This is a genomic window from Saccharopolyspora elongata (assembly GCF_004348985.1).
GTDB lineage: Bacteria > Actinomycetota > Actinomycetes > Mycobacteriales > Pseudonocardiaceae > Saccharopolyspora > Saccharopolyspora elongata.
This window is the reverse complement of the sequence record NZ_SMKW01000029.1, coordinates 84,068-102,195: the sequence shown is the minus strand read 5'-3', so window position 1 is coordinate 102,195 and position 18,128 is coordinate 84,068. Positions and strand designations below refer to the sequence as shown.

Below are 18,128 nucleotides of genomic sequence, written 5' to 3'. Positions count from 1 at the left end.
AACGTGACGGCCGGTGCGGCCGCTACGCGTCACATCGTTGGAGCCGGGGCGATGCCGTGGTGTGGAGCGAGGTGCCCGCGCATGTGGAGCGCGGTGCTTTCCTCGGTCGTCAGGAGTGCGCCTGCCTGAACCGCGCGGGGGTGATGCCCCGGTCGCGCCGGAAGGCGTAGCCGAAGTTGGTGGGCGAGGAATAGCCGACCTCGTGCCCGATCCGGGCCACGGGCCAGTCGGTCTCGACGAGCAAAGCGGCGGCCCGGTCGAGGCAGCGGCGTCGGTGGTACGCCATCACCGATGTCCCGTACAGCGCGCGGAATCCGGTCGTGAGACGCCGGACCGACATCGACGACGCGCGGGCGAGATCGGCCAGCGTCGGCGGCGCGTCGCGTCGCTGCCAGAGCAGCTCGGGAACGCGGCGCAACGCGGCCACCTCGTGGTCGTCCAGAACGAAGTCCCAGGAGTCTGCGGGCGGCGGGGTGACCGCGAGCCCGTCGATCAGTGCGGCCAGCGCCGCCACGACCCGCGATTCCAGGAACAACAGGCGACCCGGCGACGAGCGCCGGTGCACGAAGATCTCCTCGAGCGGTCCGGCCACCGCGCGCAGAGCGGCGGACCGGCCCAGATACCTCTCGCGCGCGACCTCTTCGGGCCCGGTGGCCGGTAGGGCGTCCGCGCCGCCGAGGTAGGACTCCAGCCCGCTCCAGGTCCCGGTGATCGACACCGCCCGGTATCGCTCGCCGTCGCCGTGTGCGACGGCGCCCCCGGTGGCGCACCGGGGGCTCAACGCCACCGAGCCGGCGTGCAGCTCGCCGATGCCGGCGTCGGTTTCGCTGACGCGCATGCGCCCGTCGACGCAGTGCTCCAGCTCGAAGTGGTCGCCGGGGAACGCGTACCCGACCTGGTGCCCGCCGGTGAACGCGACGTCGTAGCGGACGATGTGGAAACCGCTCCGCAACGACGTCACCTCGATCGTGCCGTCACCGACCTCAGGGCGAAGCCGATGCCGGACGGTGCCATCGCGGCTCTCGTCGGTCTGAGCGATCGACGAGTAGTACGCCGCGCAAGTCCGGTCCAAGGCGGTGGAACCGGCCGCGCCGGAGATCAGGTGAACCCGAGCCACGAACCCACAGGTTAGTCCGCCCTTACCTGGGGGCGGCTGTCAGCTGATGCGGTGCAGGCGTGCGTGCAGGTGCCGGACCTCGTCGGTCAGCTCCGGGTCCGGCCCCGCCACCGGGACGTTCGGTGCGATCGCGTTGACCGGCAGCGCGGCGACCTCGCCCGCCCCGATGCCCCACTCGCGGTGCCATGCGGTCAGCTGCTCGGTGCTCGTCGCGTAGACGATGCGCCCGAGGCCGACCCATGCGTGGGCGGCGCTGCACATCGGGCAGTGCTCGCCGGAGGTGTAGACGGTGCTCTCGCGGCGCTCGGCGGGGGAGAGGTGCTCGGCCGCCCAGCGCGCGATCTCGAACTCCGGGTGCCGGGTGGCGTCGCCGTCCTTGACCCGGTTCCGGTCCTCGAAGCGGACCGCGCCCCGGGAGTCGACGAGCACGGAACCGAACGGCTCGTCCCCGGCCTCCAGCGCCTCGCGCGCGAGTTCGACGCAGCGCCGAAGATGCGCGTGGTCGTCCGCCGTGATGGTCTGAGTTCCCTCCGCTTCATGCATCGGTCCACCTTAGCACATTTTGGTATACCAACATTCCGGGGAATGTGGCCACCAATGGCGGAACGGCATTTGTTTCGCGCGGGTTTCGACTTCGGATAGGCCAATCTCGCAGGCTGGGACGGTTCGTTCATGCCCTCTCGAATCGCTTTCGTTGGTATACCTTCCTGCTCGTTCGTGATCTAGAAGAGGCGGATGAGATGCGGGTTGTTCCGAAGGTGATCGTGAGTGCAGTGGCTACTGCGGGGATCTTCGCGGCGGGGGCGTGTGGCGCCCCTGCTGTCTCTGACCGCAACGCTCCCGAATCAGGGCCCGCCGAGGTTCGCGTGGGGCTGCTGCTGGCCGGGCCGACCCACGACGGCGGGTTCATGGAAGCCGGCTACAACGGCGCGAAGCGGGCGGAGCAGCAGCTGGGCGCCCAGATCACGGTCGTCGACCGGGTGGCGCCGCGGCAGCCCGAACTGGAAGCGGCGATGCGGGACCTGGCCCGCGGCGGGGTCGACCTGGTCGTGGCGCAGGGCGGGCAGAACAACGCCGCCGCGAAGGTGGTGGCCGCGGAGTTCCCGCAGACGACGTTCGTGGTCACGCAGTCCGACGTCACCGGCCCCAACCTGGCGAGTTACGAGGTCCTGCAGGAGCAGTCGGCCTGGCTCGCCGGTGCTGCCGCCGGGCTGCTCACGAAGTCCGGCGTGGTCGGCCACATGTCGGGGATCCGCCCGGTTCCAGGGCTGAAGGGCCGCGCGGCCTTCGTCGACGGCGTCGCGCACACCAATCCCGCGGCAAGGGTGCTGACCAACTTCTCCGGCGACCAGGACGACATCCCCCTGGCCCGCCGCATCGCCACCGCGGAACTCGACGCGGGTGCGGACTACATCTTCACCATGCTCAACGCCGGACGCCCCGGTGTCGCCGAGGCCATCAGGGCGACCGGAAAGGGCCGCCAGTTCGGCAACGTCCGCGACTTCACCGCCGACGACCCCGCGGTTTTCGCCGGCTCCGCCGTCGCCGACTCGGGCGAAGCGGTCTTCCGGGCCATCGGCGACTTCGCCCACGGCAGATTGCACGGCGGCGAGAATGTCCGGATCGGCCTGGAATCCCCCGAAGCCGTCCGCCTCACCCTCGCCCCCGACGTCCCCGACCACGTGCGCGCCGAACTGGACCGGCTCGGTCGGCAGATCGTCGACGGCGAGGTGGAGGTGAAAACGACCTACACCGGACCGGAGTTCCCGAATCCGTAAGCCGGATTCGGCCGATCGCACCCACGCGCATCGGGCGTCCCGGTGATTTTTCGGCGGCTTCCGTTCCGGAGTTCCGCGCGGATGTGAAGATCGGCGCATGGTGACCCGGCGTGCGGTGATCAAGGGAATCGGAAACGCCGCGGCGGTGGCCGCGGTGGCTCCTTCCGCGATTCGAGCAGCGCCGCCCGGGGGCGATGTGTTCGCCGTGGTCGAGAAGAGCGGCCATGCCGTGAGCTTCTACGAAACCTCCACCGGGCGGCGGCAGGATTCGATCGCGCTGCCGCAGTATCCGCACGAACTCGCGGCGGACTCCGGACGGCGATGGGGCTACGTCGGTCACTACGGCGTCCGGATGTCCTCCGACACCGGGGAAGGCGGCGCCGCGGTCTTCGTGCTGGATCTGGCCGCGCGCAAGCTGATCCGAACGGTGGATCTCCGGCCGTTCAACCGGATTCACGGTGTGGGCATGGACGCGCGGGACCGCCTGTACGCGCTGAGCGAGGCGAAGGCGACGTTGCTGGGCTTCGACGATCCGTCCACCGACCAGGAGCCGACGCGGGCGGTGCCGACCGATGGCATCAAGACGCACCTGTTCGCGATCAGCCAGGACGGCGAACGCGCCTACGTGACGGGGCTGCTTTCGCACACGGTCAGCCTGGTCCGGCCGTACGACCCGGTCTCGCGACCCGTCGTGATGACGCCGGGCGAGCGCCCCGAGGGGCTCTGCCTCAGCCACGACGAACGCACTTTGTACGTCGGTGCCCGGCGCAGTCAGAGGTTGGTGGCGTTGGACGCGCAGCGGATGACCGTGCGCACGACGGTGTCCGTGCCAGGCGATCCGCTGCGCGTGTACGCACGCCCCGACGGTGTCGTGCTGGTGACAGATATCGCGGACAACAGCCTCACCGCGTTCACCCCGGACCTGCGGCGGCTCTGGTCCCTGAAGTTGCCGGGCACGCCGTCGGCGGTGTCGTTCCACCCGAGCGTGGAGTTGGCTTACGTCTCGCAGCTCGGAGAAGCCGATCAGGTCAGCATCGTGGACCTGGAAAGCAGATCGATCGTCGGCGGCTTCAGCACCGGGCGCGAACCGGACTCCTCGGTGTTGCTGCCGGCCACCTGACGCTCACCGGGCCGGGCGCGTTGCCCGAGCCGTACTCGCCCGTGCTGACCAGCACCGCTGCTACTACGCGCACCAGGACTAACGGCCTGCGTGGAAGCGGTCCACGGCGTGCTGGAGGAGCCGAATCATCGCCGGCACGTGCGTGTGCTCGGCGGCGGCCCAGCGCGTCCGCGCCTCGTCCGTCTCCTGCTGGTTGAAGTAGGCGAACACCAGGGCGCCATCCGCGCGCTGAACGACTATTTCGGGGAGCAGTCCGATGGCGGACCCCGCCCCGAGCAGCACGTGGTCCGGGGTGCGCTGCCGCACCTGCCAGCCGAGCACGTGGTCGTCGGACGGGATCGGGCCGAGCCGCACGCCGAGCGCGCCGAACCCGTTCGTCATGGCCTCCCGCATCGCCGTCGGGTGGTCTTCGAGGGTCGCGCGAGCCCACTGCTCGGCGGTCCGGTCGGCCACGCCGTCGAACTCGGCGATGACGGCGTTCTGGTAGTCGATCCGGGCCAGCGTGCAGAGAGCGAGCGCTCCCGGTGGTACCTCGATCTCGCGCACTGCGGCCGAAGTCTGCGTCGTGGGCTCAACCATGGCTGCTCCTCCACGGGAAGTCGAAGCGGTGGTGGACCTTCGCGGTCTCCACCATCCATTCAGTACTGTATGGATGACGCTAGTGGTGCCGGGAAGGCAGCGTCAACCCCGGCGCGGGGGCGATGCTTCACCGGAGAAACGTAGTGCGGGTGCCCCGCTTTTTAGGGAAGGGAGGAAGGGAATCGACTCTGCGTTTGAGCCGACACTCAGACGCCGGGACGGGCGTGCCGTTCGATGTACTGGTGCACCATGGAAATCGGTGCGCCGCCGACCGACCCGGCAAAGTACGAGCCCGACCACAACCGGGCGCCTCTCCAGTAAGCGAACCGCAGGCCTTCGTACTCCTTGTGCAACAGCCGGGAGGATACTCCCTTGAGGGAGTTGACCAGTTTCGACACCGCGACCTTGGGTGGGAAGCTGACCAGTAGTGCACGTGGTTGGCTTCGCCGTTGAACTCTTCCAACTCGGTTTCGAAGTCGCCGCACACCTCCCGCATGATTTCTTCTATGCGGGTCAGGTGTGCGTCGGTGAACACGGGGTGCCGGCACTTCGTGACGAAAACCAAGTGGGCATGCATGAGGAAAACTACGTGTCTGCCTGTACGGAACTCGCTGTCGGTAGCCATAAACCAAATGTTACGGTGATCCACATGGCGGCAACAGTGAGGACCGAGGAGGCCGGGCGCGCTCGGTACACCTATCGGCTTCGCTTATCGCCGGCCTCCCGGCATGTGCTGCTGGCCGAGTGGGATCGGTGCCGGTGGGTGTGGAACCAGTGCGTGGTCACCTCCCGTCAGGCGCACCGTGCGGGCGAGGAATGCGGTCCCGCGCACCTGGACAAACTGCTGACCGGATGGCGGAGGGAACACGACTGGCTGAGTGCCGGCGGTTCGGTTCCGCAGCAGCAGATCGTCCGTGACTTCGCCAAGTCCCGTGCCAAGGCGTGAAGGACGTCAAGGCCCGGTTGCCGATGCGGCAGCGGGCGGGGATGCCGAAGTTGAAGAAAAAGGCGCTGGCGCGTCCTAGCTTGAACTACACGCTGCGCGGGTTCCGGATCAAGGACGGCCGCCTGCACCTGGCGGGTGGCGTCGTGTGCACGGTGGTGTGGTCCCGCGAGCTTCCCTCCACACCGTCGTCGGTGCGTGTGTACCAGGATGCCCAAGGGCACTGGTATTGCTCGTTCGTGGTCGCGACCGAGGTGCAGTCGTTGCCCGAAACCGGTCAGGTGATCGGCATCGACTGGGGTGTGACCGAGACCGCTACGACCACATCCGTTGCCCACGATCTTCCGCATCTCGAGCACGGCAAGCGCGCGGCGGTGAAGCTGGCCCGCTACCAGCGGATGATGGCCCGGCGTCGGCCGGCGAAGGGCAAACCCGCTTCAAAGGGGTACCGCAAAGCCAAACGCCAGGCCGCGAAAGCGCACGCGAAGGTCGCCCGCCAGCGTCAGGACACGGCCCGTAAATGGGCCATGCGCGTGGTGATTGACCACGATGCGATCGCGGTGGAGGATTTCCGCCCGAAATTTCTCGCGAAGACCACGATGGCCAGGAAAGCGGCTGATGCTGCGATCTCGGCCACGAAAAACGAACTGATCATGATGGGGCGCAAGCACGGCCGGCTGGTGGTGCTTGTCGATCCGAAGCACACGACGATGGACTGCGGACAGTGCGGGGCGAGAACCAAGCACGCGCTGCCGCTGTCGGAACGAACCTATACCTGTACCGCGTGCGGACACGTCTGTCCGAGAGACAAGAACTCCGCGCGTGTGATGCTGGTCCGGGCTGGGCTGTACCCGGCTGGTGTTGAGGGCGGAAGACCTCCCGAGGCGCTGCCTCGGGAGGCTGCCTGAGCCAGGAATCCCCACTACGCCTGGAGACGAGGGACGAAGAATCCCCCGCCTTCAGGCGGGGGAGCAGTCAATTGACTGAGCACGCGAGACCGAACAGGAGCAGGTCAATGGCGCCACCGACTCGCACCCCGCCGAGCACGTGGATCGAAGCTGGTCTGAAGGCCCTCGCGGGCGGCGGACCGGACGCGGTCCGGATCGAGCCGCTGGCGAAGGAGCTCGGCGCCACCAGAGGCAGCTTCTACTGGCACTTCAAGGATCGCGGCGCGCTCCTCGAAGCGATGCTGAACACCTGGGAACAGCGCAGCATCGACGAGGTGATCGACCAGGTGGAGACCGAGTGCGGAGACGCGAGGGACAAGGTCCGCAGAGCGGGCATGCTCACCTTCTCCGACGAACTGGTCCCGATCGACCTGGCGGTCCGGGACTGGGCCCGGTACGACCCGGCGGTCGCCGAACGACTCCGCCGAGTCGACAACCGCCGCATGGACTACGCCCGCGAACAGTTCCGAAAGTTCTGCACCGACGAAGGCGACGTCGAAGCCCGCAGCCTGATCGCCTTCTCCCTCGCAATAGCCAAGCACCTGCTGGCGGCAGACCACGGCCCCCGAACCCGAACAGAAGTCCTCCACCTGGCCTCCGCCCACCTGCTCGCCTGATCACCGCGAACGACGAGGAAGCCGTGATCCACTTCGGTGACAAGTGGCTGTTGCCGCGCTGTACGAAAGGGTGCTGAATGGAGCTCATCAAGGTCGAGTGGAATCCGGAGCAGGGAGGGTTCTGGATCGATCCCAGTGCCTACGTCGCGGAGCTGCCGAAGCTAGTCGATGGCCTGCCGAAGGGGGCCCGCGCCTTCGCGTCGGATCCCGATCACTACCGCTTCGGAGGTCCTAGGTGCATCAAGGACCTCGAGCTGATCGGTGCGTCCTGGGCCGGTGATGGCGACACGCGCTTTGAGGTCCGCTTCGGCCCGAACGAGTGGAAGCACGACACGGGTCTCGTGATCAGGTATGCGCAGGTGTCGGACCTTCATCTGGCTGCACCAGGGGCGAGCGTCGACGATCTGGGGCCGGTTCTTCTCGACGAGATCCTGCCTGCGAAGCATGGGTGCAGTCACGAGATCGTGTTCATAGGAGGCACGCTCTCGATCTCCTGCGCCGATCTCGATGCCCGCTGGGAATAGGGTGGAGTACCAGCTTCGGAGGGCGTGAATCGACTCCCGGCCCGCAGCAGGTGCCCCGGCGCGAACGTTCCGTGTGAGTGCGTCGGAAGGAATATGACAACGACGCGGTGGACGTGGAGGAATATGTCCGCTGGGCCGGAACGGCCGAGACTCTCGTTCGTGGTGTCGACCCAGCCTCAGGCTGCGTCGTTCTGGTCCCACCAGGAGTCGGCTGTGTCGTCGGTCCACTCGGCGAGGCGCGTTCCGATGTGGCCGGGGAAGTCCTCGAGGGCGTTCAGGCGCCGGCTGATCTCCGCTTGGACGACGAGCGCTTCGCGGCGGTGCCGTTGTACGAGGTCCCAGCACTGCTGTTCGAGCGCGTGGTTCATGCAGAGCTCGGCGAGCTTGACCCGACGATCAAGTTCGTCCAGGGGGCAGGAAGTCAGTGACTCGGTGTGGGATTGCAGGATGAGCTGGGACATGGTCACACACCCCGATTCGTCGGCGGATGGCTGTTTCGGTCGTGCTATCCACTGTGACGCCCGACACCTGTGCCGCGTACGGGGTGAACTACTCATGACACGTCCGCATTCGGCCTGAGTAGTGCGCCGGGCCGCAGACGCTCGATGGGTGGGCGGACGGTCCGGCCCCCAGGGGGCTGCCGGATGAGTCGAAGACCCGGAACATGTTGCCGTCAGACACGATCACGATCGAAGTCGATGAGCACGAGTGCGCGATTCAAAAGTGGATCGCGGCAAGTTCCTGCGGTCTGAGGTCATTCTCTCGGCGGTCGACCTGGGGAGGCGCGCCAAGTGGTCAGCGCGGTTTGGGCCGTTGGCTGTGGGCGGGAGTCGGAAACAAGTCCCTTCAGTCAATTGATCACTAGTTGCATAGGTTTTGAACAGATTTATCCTGGGCTCGGCCATCGTCGGCCTGCGGTGGGCCGACCGCTGCGAGTCAGGTCGAGTGCGGGGGTACCTGGTGGGGAACGCCGGGGTTTCGATCGCCCTGTTCACTCGGGACCTCCGGGTGCACGACAATCCCGTGCTGTCCGCGGCCGCCGCGGCGGCTCGGGTCGTTCCGCTGTTCGTGCTCGACGAAGCGATCATCGGCAGCGACCACCCGTGCCCGAACCGGGCGGCGTTCCTCGCCGAGAGCCTGGCCGACCTCGATGCGGGACTTCGCGAGCTCGGAGGCCGGCTCGTCGTCCGCCGCGGTTCGGTGGTGGCGGAGGTCAGCCGGGTCGCGGAGGAAGTCGGTGCCGACGAGGTGCATGTGGCCGCCGACGTCAGCGGCTATGCCCAGCGTCGCCTCCAGGCGCTGCACCGCGCACTGTCGGCGGAGGGCCGTGACCTGGTGGTGCACGAGGCCGTGATCACCGCGGTACCAGCGGGAGAGGTGACGCCCCAGGGCAAGGACCACTTCGCGGTGTTCACCCCGTACTACCGCCGCTGGTCGACGGCGCCGAAGCGCCGCCCGCTCGGACCACCCAGCCGCCTGGCGATGCCCCGTTTGAGCGCAGGGCGGATTCCCTCGGCAGCGCAGCTGTGCGCGGGTGAGACCTCGCCCGACCGGCCCGTCGGAGGGGAAGGCACGGCGCGACGCTTGTTCGACGAGTGGACCCGGTCGGTGCGCGACTACGCGGACGACCACGACGATCTGGCGGCGGACAACACGTCGCGGTTGTCGCCCTACCTGCACTTCGGCTGTCTGTCCCCTGTGGAACTTGTCGACCGGGTCGGCACCGGCGATCCCGGCGCCGAAGCATTCGTGCGGCAGGTCGCCTGGCGCGATTTCCACCACCAGGTGCTGGCTGCTCGACCAGCGGCCTCGCAACACGACTACCGGTCTCGAGGCGACCGGTGGCGCCACGACGAGCGCGCGCTGGAGGCGTGGAAGCAGGGCCGCACGGGCTACCCGATCATCGACGCCGGCATGCGCCAGCTGGCCCGCGAAGGCTGGATGCACAACCGGGCCCGGTTGATCGCCGGAAGCTTCCTCACCAAGACCCTGTACATCGATTGGCGTTGGGGAGCCCGGCACTTCCTCGATCTGCTGGTCGATGGCGACATCGCCAACAACCAGATGAACTGGCAATGGGTCGCGGGCACCGGCACCGACACCCGCCCCAACCGCGTCCTCAACCCGTTGGCGCAGGCGAAGCGCTACGACCCGAACGGCGACTACGTGCGCCGCTACGTACCGGAGCTGCGCGGCATCGACGGCGGCGCCGTGCACCAGCCCTGGCGTCTCGACCCCGACATCCGACGGCGGTTGGACTACCCGGAGCCGATCGTCGACCTGGATGAGGGCGCCGAGCGCTTCCGAACCGCCCGCCGGGCATGAGGCGCGCCGGTCATCGCGTCGTGGTGTGCGCGGTGGAGCCGCGGATGACGAGTTCGCTGGGGAACTCCTTCTTCCTGGGGGGCAACGAGCGGTCGTCGACCCGCTCCAGCAGGAGGCACACGGCGGTTCGTGCCATCTCCGCGATCGGTTGCCGGACCGTGGTGATGTCGTAGGAGTCCCACGACGTCAGCGCGATGTCGTCGTACCCGATCACCCACACGTCTTCGGGGACGCGCCGGTTCAGGGACACGGCTCCGTCGACCGCGCCGAGAGCGGTCAGGTCGTTGGCGCAGAAGACCGCCGTGGGCGGGCTTTCCTGGGCGAGCAGTTCGCGCATCGCCGACCTGGCGACGTCGTGGGCGAATCCGCCCTGGGCCGTGAGTTCTTCGGCCAGCGGCCGACCGAGTTCCGCCAGGCGGTCGCGGAATCCGCGCTCCCGGTGGCGGGCCGTGCTCGGCAGCTCGGGGCCCCGCAGGAAGCCGATCCGGGTGTGCCCTGTGGTGACCAGGTAGTCGGCGACCGCTCGGCCGCCGGCGATGTTGTCGGTGGTGACCTGGTCGCAGTCCAGCGAATCCAGCCCGCGGTGCAGCAGCACGATCGGCTCTCCCCGCCGGAGCGCGTCGGCGAGCTGCTCGGACCCTTCGGTGACGGTGGTGAAGATCAGGCCGTCGACGGTGCCTTCGTCCAGCGCTCGCAGGGCGCTTTCCCCGCCGGGGTCGGGTGCGTTCCACAGCACCATCCGCTGACCGGCCGCATCCAGCGCTTGGCCGACCGCTTCCAGCAACTGCGGGTAGAAGGGGTTGGTGATGTCGGCGACCACGACGCCGACGGTCGAGGTGCGCCGGGTGCGCATGGTCCGCGCCGCGGCGTGGGGCCGGTAACCGGCTTGCTTCATCGCGGTCAGGACGCGTTCGCGGGTTTCCGGCGCGACCTTGTCGCTGCCCTGCAGGACCCGGGACACCGTCATCTGCGAAACGCCGGCCAACTGCGCTACGTCCCGGCTGGTGACCACCGAGCACCTCCAAGGGCTGGATCGAGTGAGTTCGAACTGCGGGTTTACGTAAACATGCTACCGGTCTACAGTGCGATGTGTACGTAAACATGCGAAGGGATCACGGCACCATGGCTTTCGCGCTCAAGGCCCCGGCCACCAGCTCGGCGGCGACCACGACCTCGTTGCCCGACGTGCAGGAGAAGGTCGAGGCGATCGTCGCCGACATCCGCGCCCGCGGTGACCAGGCGGTTCGCGAGTACTCGGCGAAGTTCGACAACTGGCAGCCCGAGTCGTTCCGGCTGTCGTCCGCGCAGATCGAGGAGATCGTTTCGCGGGTTCCCCGGCAGGTCATCGAAGACATCGAGTTCGTCCAGCGGCAGGTTCGGGCCTTCGCCGAGCGGCAGCTGGCGTCGATGCAGGAGTTCGAGGTGGAAACGCTGCCCGGCGTCCACCTGGGGCAGAAGCACATCCCGGTCGCCGCGGCCGGCGCGTACGTGCCGGGCGGTCGTTACCCGCTGCTGGCCTCGGCGCACATGACGATCCTGACGGCCAAGACCGCCGGGGTACCGCGCGTGGTGGCCTGCACGCCGCCGATCCGCGGCGAAGTGCCGGACGCGACCGTGGCCGCCATGCACCTGGCCGGGGCGGACGAGATCTACCTGCTCGGCGGTGTGCAGGCGGTGGTGAGCATGGCGCTGGGCACCGAGACCATCGCGCCGGTGGACATGCTGGCCGGTCCCGGCAACGCCTTCGTCGCGGAGGCCAAGCGGCAGCTGTTCGGGGAGATCGGCATCGACCTGTTCGCAGGCCCCACCGAGGTCCTGATCGTGGCCGACGAGACCGCCGACCCCTTCGTGGTGGCGGTGGACCTGCTGAGCCAGGCCGAGCACGGCCCGGACTCGCCGGCGGTGCTGATCACCACCTCGGAAGCGCTGGGCCGCTCGGTCATCGAGCACATCGACGGCCTGCTACCGGAGATGCCCACCCGCGACAACGCCGCGCCCGCCTGGCGCGATCACGGCGAGGTGCACGTCGTCGAAAACCTCGACGAGGCTTACGAACTCGCCGACACCTACGCCAGCGAGCACGTCCAGATCCTGACGGCGCAGCCCCGCGAGGCGCTGGCGAAGATGCGCAACTACGGTGCGCTGTTCCTGGGCGAGGGGACCTGCGTGTCCTACGGGGACAAGGTCATCGGCACCAACCACGTGCTGCCCACCCGCGGCGCCGCCCGCTACACCGGGGGGCTCTGGGTCGGCAAGTACCTCAAGACCGTGACCTACCAGGAAGTCACCGACCAGGCCTCCAGCGCGAAGCTCGGCGAGGTGTGCGGGCGCGCGGCCCGCGTCGAGCTGTTCGAGGGCCACGCCCGATCCGGCGATGTCCGGGCCGCCAAGTACGGCGGCGCGCAGCTGCCCTGGGCGCCCGACGCATTCGCCCGTTCCTGACCAGCCACACCGAAAGGCGCACCGCGCATGTCCTCCAACGCAACGACGCGTGCTGGGGTCCCGTCGGCTTCGAGAACGTTGACGTCCAGCACCATCGGCAGCGTCATCGAGTGGTACGACTTCACCATCTACGGCACCGCTGCCGCGCTGATCTTCAACCAGCTGTTCTTCAGCAACATCAGCCCGGCCGCAGGCACGCTGGCCGCGTTCGGGACCTTCGCGGCGGGCTTCATCGCCCGCCCGCTGGGCGGATTCGTGGCCGGCCACTACGGTGACCGCCTCGGCCGCAAGGCGACCCTGGTGATGACCCTGACGTTGATGGGCGCGGCCACCACGCTCATCGGTCTGCTGCCCACCTACCAGCAGATCGGCATCTTGGCCCCCGCGCTGCTGGTGCTGCTGCGGCTGGTCCAGGGCTTCGCGGTCGGCGGCGAGTGGGGCGGGGCGGTGCTGATGGCCGTCGAACACGCGCCGGACGGCAAGCGCGGCCGATACGGCGCTTGGCCGCAGACCGGTGTGTCGGCCGGGCTGCTGCTGGGCACCGGGGTGTTCAGCCTCGTCTCGCTGCTGCCGGAACCGCAGCTGATCAGCTGGGGCTGGCGGATCCCGTTCCTGGTGAGCATCGTGCTGGCCCTGGTCGGCCTGTACATCCGGTTCCGGATCACCGAGTCCGAATCCTTCGTGGCGGCCACCGAATCCGGCGGACCGTCGCGCCGGCCGCTGGTCGAGGTGCTGCGCACCCACCCGAAGCAGATCCTGATCGCGATTGGCGTCCGCTTCGCCGAAGGCGGGAACTACTACGTGTTCACCGTTTTCATCCTCACCTACATCACCCAGCAGCTCGACCTGCCGCGCCAGGCCGGGCTGACCGGGGTGATGCTCGCGGCCGCGTTGAACATCGCCGCGCTGCCGCTATGGGGTGCGTTGTCGGATCGCGTAGGCCGCCGACCGGTTTTCATCGGAGGTGCGCTGTTCATGGCCGCCTACGCGTGGCCGTTCTTCTGGCTGATCGACACCAGGTCGCCGGCGCTCATCGCGCTGGCCCTGGCCATCGCGCTCGCGGTGCCGCACGGAGCGGTTTTCGCGCCCATCGCGGCGTTCTACACCGAACTGTTCGAGCCGCGCGTGCGGTACAGCGGGGTGTCGATCGGCTACCAGATGGGCAGCGTGCTGCTGGGCGGCTTCACCCCGCTGCTCGCGACGTCGCTGATCCTGTGGTCCGACGGAGCCTCGTGGAGCGTGGCGGCGCTGGTCGCCGCCGGGGCGCTCATCGCGGCGGCCTCGATGTTCGTCGCCCCGGAAACCTTCCGCCGCAGCCTCGCCGCGCCCCGGAACGCGCCGGAGCGGCGAGTCGGTGCGTGAACGGCTGCCGTTGTTGACGAGGTAGCGGGCTGGTCTGCCGCGTTGCCGTCGGGATCCCCGACACTGCGGCAACGCGGCAGATCCTTCGAACCTGCCGAGCGGCCTGGCCGCCGCGCTCGGATCCACACGTCGACTGCACGCTTTCTGATTTCCGAAATCGGTTGAAGCAGAAGGGTTTTGCTGTTCTGTCCGCCCAGCCAGGAGTCCAACTGGGACTCCTCGGTCGGGCAGGCGATTTGCGCTGCGGAGCTTCACGCGGATCAAGGAGCTGTTCGCCGCGGGCAAGCCCGCGCGGCTTCGGCGGCCGTGTCGGCCTGGCGAACCTGTCACAGTTCGGGCAGCCGGCAACGAACTGCGGCGTGCCGGAGTGGACGTTGGTGGCATTGGGTGGCACTGCGGTGTTGTTCGGATCCCGGTGCAGGTCGACTCGGGTGTGACGACGAGCAGCCGTTTCGAGCGGGAGGCCGCCGGAGCCATGACGTCTCCAGCGGCCTCCCAGGAACACCGATCGACCAGCAGGTTCAGCCCTGTGCGGGTTGCGGGACCGCGCTCAACCGGCTGTTCCGTTCGAGCGTGCTGATGCCGGCGGCGCAACACAGGCCGATGACCGCCATGCCCAGCCAGGGCAGCATGGCGAACCCGGACGATCGGGCGATGTCCAGCGCGCTGCCGGTCGGATCGCTGCGCGTTCAGGCGCAGTGCAGGAAGGCGTGCCGGTCCGGCGTGACCAGGAGGACCTCGGTCGCGCTGGGAAAGGCACGGTGATCGTGATCAGCGTGGAGAGCGAACGCTGATCACGTTCGTGAGGTGCACGAGGAGGCGAGGATCTGACGGCCGCTCGGCGGTAGTGCCGGGTGCGAGGAACTCGCGAGCGAAATCCGCCCGTGGTTGCTGCGGGGGAAGGGCGGCCACGCCTCCGGTTCCGGGGTGGCCGTGTTCAGGAACGGCGAGATGTCCCGTGCTGAAAGCCCGCAATGCGAGTCGATCGGGCCGTGCTGCGTGGTGCCGTCGTCGCCTGGGTGCCGGCTGTCGTCGCACTCCTGGCTTGGGAGGTTCGAAGCGTTGGCGCCCGCATGGACGGCGGCGGAGTGCGCTGGGTCGAGTCCGATCACCACATGCGTGGCGAGGAACGCCGTCAACACCAAAAGCGCGATGCACGACCAAGCCCCGCCAACGTGGCGGACGGTGAACGGCTGGGCTCGCACAGTGACGACTGTAGCGCGTGCTGCCGGTCGCCACTCGGCGGGGTTGGCATTGGCGACGGAACGTCGATGACGTGTTCTTTCTTGTGCAGCAACGCTATCTGGTGGCTGGCGTGCTGTGTCGATAGTGGATGCCGAAGCACTCTGGATTTACTACTAGGTGAGGTAGTAGTTTGGGTACTAACATGAATAGTAGACAAGTGTTCGATCGTCGAGTAGGTCCTCCCGGGTTGCGGGGAGCCCACATCGACGACTCGAGTGCAGGCTCGCCGGGCGGCTGGGGCCATGTGTCCCGACCGGCCGCCGGCGAGAGCCCGTAGAGACGAAGGAGAGCGGTCCAGCGTGGCTTTGCGCCAGTTGAAGCGTTCGATGCGGAGTGCGATCTCGGCCTCCGCGGTGGCCGTGGCGGCAGTGTCGGTGGCCTTGCCCGCAGTTGCGCAGCCGGCGGATCCGGCGAGCGGTTCCGCCGAGATGCGGCGCTACGAGCAGCTGAGCGAGGATGCGAGCAAGGCGAACGAGGACGTTCTCGTCGCTCAGGACGAACTTGACAGGAAGCAGGCCGAACTCGACGCCGCGAAGGCGCAAGTGACTGCGGCCAGGAGCGTTGAGCAGCAGAGCCGGGCGGACGAAGCGCGCCTGCGGGGCCGGGTCGACGAGCTTGCGGGTGCGGCATATCGCGGCTCAACGGGCTCTCGGCCTTGCTCGCCAGCGAGAATCCCGATGCGTTCCTCGACCGTGCCACAGCTCTCGAGGTGATGGCCGCGGACAACAACGAAGTGTGCGGTGCGAAAAGCTGAACGGGCCACCACGTCCTGCGTGGTGGCCCGTTCAGCTCGGGCGGTCAGTTGCGCCCGGGCACCGGTTCCCGCCGGTCGATGACCGGGGCGAGGTCGGCCGGGTCTCCCGCGGTGCTGCGGAAGCCGCGCAGCCGCAGGCTGTTGCTGACCACGAACACCGAGCTGAACGCCATCGCCGCCCCGGCGATCATCGGGTTCAGCAGTCCCGCTGCGGCCAGCGGGAGGGCGGCCACGTTGTAGGCGAAGGCCCAGAACAGGTTGCCCTTGATGGTGCGCAGGGTGCGGCGGGACAACCGGATGGCGTCGACGGCGGCGCGGAGGTCGCCGCGGACCAGCGTCAGGTCGCTGGCCTCGATGGCGACGTCGGTGCCGGTGCCCATGGCCAGGCCGAGGTCGGCCTTGGCCAGGGCCGCGGCGTCGTTGACGCCGTCTCCGACCATCGCCACGACCTTGCCCTCGCCCTGAAGGCGGGTGACCACGTCGACCTTGTCCTTCGGCAGCACCTCGGCGATGACCTCGTCGATGCCGACCTGCTCGGCCACGGACCTGGCGACGGCCTCGTTGTCGCCGGTGAGCAGTACCGGCGTCAGGCCGAGCTCCCGCAGCTGCGCGATGGCCTGCGCTGAGGTGGGCTTGACCGTGTCGGCGACGACCAGCACCGCCCGGGCCTGCCCGTCCCAGGCGACCGCCACCGCGGTGCGGCCTTCTGCCTCCGCAGCGGCCTTCGCCGCGGCGAGCTCCGCGGTCAGCGGCTGGCTCCACTCCGCCAGCAGCGCCGAGCGGCCGACCAGCACCGCGTGCCCGTCGACGATGCCCTGCACGCCCAGGCCTTCCACGTTGGTGAAGTCCTCCACCGCGGGCAGCTCGCCCACCGCCCGCTCCGCGCCGCGCGCGATGGCGCGGGCGATGGGGTGTTCGGAGGCGTTCTCCAGCGCCCCGGCGATCCGCAGGACCTCGTCGCGGTCGGTGCCGGCGGTGAGGTGGACGTCGATCAGTTCCATCTGGCCGGTGGTGACGGTGCCGGTCTTGTCCAGGACGACGGTGTCGATGCGCCGGGTGGACTCCAGCACTTCCGGGCCCTTGATCAGGATGCCGAGCTGCGCGCCGCGGCCGGTGCCGACCAGCAGCGCGGTCGGGGTGGCCAGGCCCAATGCGCACGGGCAGGCGATGATCAGCACCGCGACGGCGGCGGTGAACGCGGCCGCCAGCCCGGTGCCCGAGCCCAGCCAGAACGCCAGCGTTCCCACCGACAGCGCGATCACGATCGGCACGAACACCGCCGAGATCCGGTCCGCGAGCCGCTGCACGGCGGCCTTGCCGGTCTGCGCGTCCTCGACCAGCTTGGCCATCTGGGCGAGCTGGGTGTCCGAACCGACCCGGGTCGCCCGCACCACCAGCCGACCGCCGGCGTTGACGGTGGCACCGACGACGTTGTCGCCGGGACCGACCTCGACCGGGACGGATTCGCCGGTGAGCATGCTGGCGTCGACCGCCGAGTTGCCCTCTTCGATCACACCGTCGGTGGCGATCTTCTCGCCGGGCCGGACGACGAACCGGTCCCCGACGGCGAGTTCGCCGGTGGGGATGCGGACTTCGCGGCCGTCGCGGAGCACCGCGACATCCTTCGCGCCGAGTTCCAGCAACGCCCGCAACGCCGCACCTGCGCGCCGCTTCGACCGCGCCTCGAAGTAGCGCCCGGCCAGGATGAACGTCGTCACCCCTGCTGCGACCTCCAGGTAGATCGAGCCCGCACCATCGGTGCGCTGGATGGTCAGCTCGAAGGGGTGCGTCATGCCGGGCGTGCCCGCCGTGCCGAACAGCAGCGCGTACAGGGACCACAGGAACGCCGCGATGGTGCCCATGGAGACCAGGGTGTCCATCGTGGCCGCGCCGTGGCGCAGGTTCGTCCACGCCGCCTTGTGGAAGGGCCAGGCGCCCCACACCAGCACCGGTGCGGCCAGCGTCAGCGAGATCCACTGCCAGTAGGTGAACTGCAGGGCCGGGACCATCGCCAACGCGATCACGGGCACGGACAGCACGACCGATGTGATCAGCCGCTGCCGCAGGGTCCGGGTCGAGTCCGCTTCCTCGTCGTCCCGCTTGGTCGCCGGGCCGCTGTCCTGTTCGGTCCTGGGCAGGGTCGCGCCGTATCCTGCGGCCTCGACCTCCGCGATGAGTTGTTGCGGGTCAATGCCTTCCGGGACGCTGACCTTCGCCTTCTCGGTGGCGTAGTTGACGGTCGCCGCGACGCCGTCGAGCTTGTTCAGCTTGCGCTCGATGCGCGCCGCGCAAGAGGCGCACGTCATGCCGGAGATCGAGAGTTCGAGTTCGTTGGTGACTTGCGGGGGTCGTTCCGTGGCGGTCATGCCGTTCTC

Annotated in this window: 18 protein-coding genes and 1 pseudogene; 11 read left to right on the top strand and 8 right to left on the bottom strand. The window is 68.6% G+C overall.

Translation table 11 applies throughout. From position 1 onward, the window contains the following. Positions 1–109: 109 nt before the first annotated feature. Together E1288_RS22025 and E1288_RS22020 are read right to left on the bottom strand one after the other, a co-directional pair. A complete protein-coding gene (locus tag E1288_RS22025) occupies positions 110–1,117 on the bottom strand; it encodes a helix-turn-helix transcriptional regulator (RefSeq protein WP_132487970.1) in 1,008 nt (335 codons plus the stop codon). Between the two features lie 39 nt (positions 1,118–1,156). Continuing rightward, the gene (locus E1288_RS22020; protein WP_132487968.1) at positions 1,157–1,660 is read right to left on the bottom strand and encodes a nucleoside deaminase; all 504 of its coding nucleotides are present in this window, start codon (positions 1,658–1,660) and stop codon (positions 1,157–1,159) included. 323 nt (positions 1,661–1,983) lie between these two features. On the opposite strand from E1288_RS22020, the gene E1288_RS22015 reads away from it, so the two are divergent. Together E1288_RS22015 and E1288_RS22010 are read left to right on the top strand one after the other, a co-directional pair. After that, positions 1,984–2,895: a BMP family protein gene (locus E1288_RS22015; protein WP_207954486.1), complete on the top strand. Its 912-nt coding sequence runs from the start codon at positions 1,984–1,986 to the stop codon at positions 2,893–2,895. A 97-nt stretch (positions 2,896–2,992) separates the two neighbouring features. Beyond that, the gene (locus tag E1288_RS22010; protein WP_132487966.1) at positions 2,993–4,015 is read left to right on the top strand and encodes a YncE family protein; all 1,023 of its coding nucleotides are present in this window, start codon (positions 2,993–2,995) and stop codon (positions 4,013–4,015) included. Between the two features lie 78 nt (positions 4,016–4,093). Here E1288_RS22010 and E1288_RS22005 read toward each other — a convergent pair whose 3' ends face one another. Continuing rightward, a complete protein-coding gene (locus E1288_RS22005; RefSeq protein ID WP_132487964.1) occupies positions 4,094–4,594 on the bottom strand; it encodes a hypothetical protein in 501 nt (166 codons plus the stop codon). Positions 4,595–4,800: 206 nt separating this feature from the next. After that, positions 4,801–5,219, bottom strand: a pseudogene (gene tnpA, locus E1288_RS22000) (IS200/IS605 family transposase). A 24-nt stretch (positions 5,220–5,243) separates the two neighbouring features. Between tnpA and E1288_RS48095 the strand changes: the two are divergent. The 4 genes from E1288_RS48095 (at position 5,244) to E1288_RS21985 (ending at position 7,625) form a co-directional block, all read left to right on the top strand. Then, complete coding sequence (locus E1288_RS48095) at positions 5,244–5,540, top strand: hypothetical protein (protein ID WP_207954485.1); 297 nt, start codon at positions 5,244–5,246, stop codon at positions 5,538–5,540. After that, entirely contained in the window at positions 5,537–6,445 is a 909-nt protein-coding gene (locus E1288_RS21995) for an RNA-guided endonuclease InsQ/TnpB family protein (protein WP_207954484.1), read from the top strand. The genes E1288_RS48095 and E1288_RS21995 overlap by 4 nt, the downstream gene beginning before the upstream one ends. Positions 6,446–6,552: 107 nt before the next feature. After that, positions 6,553–7,101, top strand: coding sequence for a TetR/AcrR family transcriptional regulator (locus E1288_RS21990; protein WP_132487962.1), 549 nt, complete (start codon positions 6,553–6,555; stop codon positions 7,099–7,101). 77 nt (positions 7,102–7,178) lie between these two features. Then, positions 7,179–7,625 carry a hypothetical protein gene (locus E1288_RS21985; protein ID WP_132487960.1) on the top strand — a complete coding sequence of 149 codons (447 nt, stop codon included), beginning with the start codon at positions 7,179–7,181 and terminating at the stop codon, positions 7,623–7,625. 176 nt (positions 7,626–7,801) lie between these two features. Here the strand turns inward: E1288_RS21985 and E1288_RS21980 are convergent, their stop codons facing one another. Next, complete coding sequence (locus E1288_RS21980) at positions 7,802–8,086, bottom strand: hypothetical protein (RefSeq protein ID WP_132487958.1); 285 nt, start codon at positions 8,084–8,086, stop codon at positions 7,802–7,804. Positions 8,087–8,570: 484 nt separating this feature from the next. On the opposite strand from E1288_RS21980, the gene E1288_RS21975 reads away from it, so the two are divergent. Further along, positions 8,571–9,950 carry a cryptochrome/photolyase family protein gene (locus E1288_RS21975; RefSeq protein ID WP_328592471.1) on the top strand — a complete coding sequence of 460 codons (1,380 nt, stop codon included), beginning with the start codon at positions 8,571–8,573 and terminating at the stop codon, positions 9,948–9,950. A gap of 10 nt (positions 9,951–9,960) precedes the next feature. Here the strand turns inward: E1288_RS21975 and E1288_RS21970 are convergent, their stop codons facing one another. After that, positions 9,961–10,962, bottom strand: coding sequence for a LacI family DNA-binding transcriptional regulator (locus E1288_RS21970; protein ID WP_132487956.1), 1,002 nt, complete (start codon positions 10,960–10,962; stop codon positions 9,961–9,963). A gap of 110 nt (positions 10,963–11,072) precedes the next feature. Between E1288_RS21970 and hisD the strand changes: the two genes are divergently transcribed. From hisD to E1288_RS47105, 3 genes are all read left to right on the top strand, one after another. Continuing rightward, positions 11,073–12,392, top strand: a complete 1,320-nt coding sequence (gene hisD / locus E1288_RS21965; RefSeq protein ID WP_132487954.1) for a histidinol dehydrogenase — start codon at positions 11,073–11,075, stop codon at positions 12,390–12,392. Between the two features lie 27 nt (positions 12,393–12,419). Further along, positions 12,420–13,754 (top strand): MFS transporter, encoded by a 1,335-nt coding sequence (locus E1288_RS21960; RefSeq protein ID WP_132487952.1) that lies wholly within the window; start codon positions 12,420–12,422, stop codon positions 13,752–13,754. A gap of 603 nt (positions 13,755–14,357) precedes the next feature. Beyond that, positions 14,358–14,519 (top strand): hypothetical protein, encoded by a 162-nt coding sequence (locus E1288_RS47105; RefSeq protein ID WP_165968206.1) that lies wholly within the window; start codon positions 14,358–14,360, stop codon positions 14,517–14,519. A 29-nt stretch (positions 14,520–14,548) separates the two neighbouring features. On the opposite strand, the gene E1288_RS21955 is transcribed toward E1288_RS47105, so the two are convergent. Continuing rightward, positions 14,549–14,959 (bottom strand): hypothetical protein, encoded by a 411-nt coding sequence (locus E1288_RS21955; protein WP_132487950.1) that lies wholly within the window; start codon positions 14,957–14,959, stop codon positions 14,549–14,551. 339 nt (positions 14,960–15,298) lie between these two features. Here E1288_RS21955 and E1288_RS21950 point away from each other — a divergent pair, with 339 nt between their 5' ends. Continuing rightward, complete coding sequence (locus E1288_RS21950) at positions 15,299–15,712, top strand: hypothetical protein (RefSeq protein ID WP_132487948.1); 414 nt, start codon at positions 15,299–15,301, stop codon at positions 15,710–15,712. Positions 15,713–15,797: 85 nt separating this feature from the next. On the opposite strand, the gene E1288_RS21945 is transcribed toward E1288_RS21950, so the two are convergent. Continuing rightward, positions 15,798–18,119 (bottom strand): heavy metal translocating P-type ATPase, encoded by a 2,322-nt coding sequence (locus E1288_RS21945; protein WP_132487946.1) that lies wholly within the window; start codon positions 18,117–18,119, stop codon positions 15,798–15,800. Between the last annotated feature and the right edge of the window lie 9 nt (positions 18,120–18,128).

What these genes read in the sequence shown, in the direction of transcription:
- E1288_RS22020 (WP_132487968.1), bottom strand. Translation starts at nt 1,660, where the DNA reads ATGCATGAAGCGGAGGGAACTCAGACCATCACGGCGGACGACCACGCG.
- E1288_RS22010 (WP_132487966.1), top strand. Translation starts at nt 2,993, where the DNA reads ATGGTGACCCGGCGTGCGGTGATCAAGGGAATCGGAAACGCCGCGGCG.
- E1288_RS22005 (WP_132487964.1), bottom strand. Translation starts at nt 4,594, where the DNA reads ATGGTTGAGCCCACGACGCAGACTTCGGCCGCAGTGCGCGAGATCGAG.
- E1288_RS48095 (WP_207954485.1), top strand. Translation starts at nt 5,244, where the DNA reads ATGGCGGCAACAGTGAGGACCGAGGAGGCCGGGCGCGCTCGGTACACC.
- E1288_RS21990 (WP_132487962.1), top strand. Translation starts at nt 6,553, where the DNA reads ATGGCGCCACCGACTCGCACCCCGCCGAGCACGTGGATCGAAGCTGGT.
- E1288_RS21985 (WP_132487960.1), top strand. Translation starts at nt 7,179, where the DNA reads ATGGAGCTCATCAAGGTCGAGTGGAATCCGGAGCAGGGAGGGTTCTGG.
- E1288_RS21980 (WP_132487958.1), bottom strand. Translation starts at nt 8,086, where the DNA reads ATGTCCCAGCTCATCCTGCAATCCCACACCGAGTCACTGACTTCCTGC.
- hisD (WP_132487954.1), top strand. Translation starts at nt 11,073, where the DNA reads ATGGCTTTCGCGCTCAAGGCCCCGGCCACCAGCTCGGCGGCGACCACG.
- E1288_RS21960 (WP_132487952.1), top strand. Translation starts at nt 12,420, where the DNA reads ATGTCCTCCAACGCAACGACGCGTGCTGGGGTCCCGTCGGCTTCGAGA.
- E1288_RS47105 (WP_165968206.1), top strand. Translation starts at nt 14,358, where the DNA reads ATGACCGCCATGCCCAGCCAGGGCAGCATGGCGAACCCGGACGATCGG.
- E1288_RS21945 (WP_132487946.1), bottom strand. Translation starts at nt 18,119, where the DNA reads ATGACCGCCACGGAACGACCCCCGCAAGTCACCAACGAACTCGAACTC.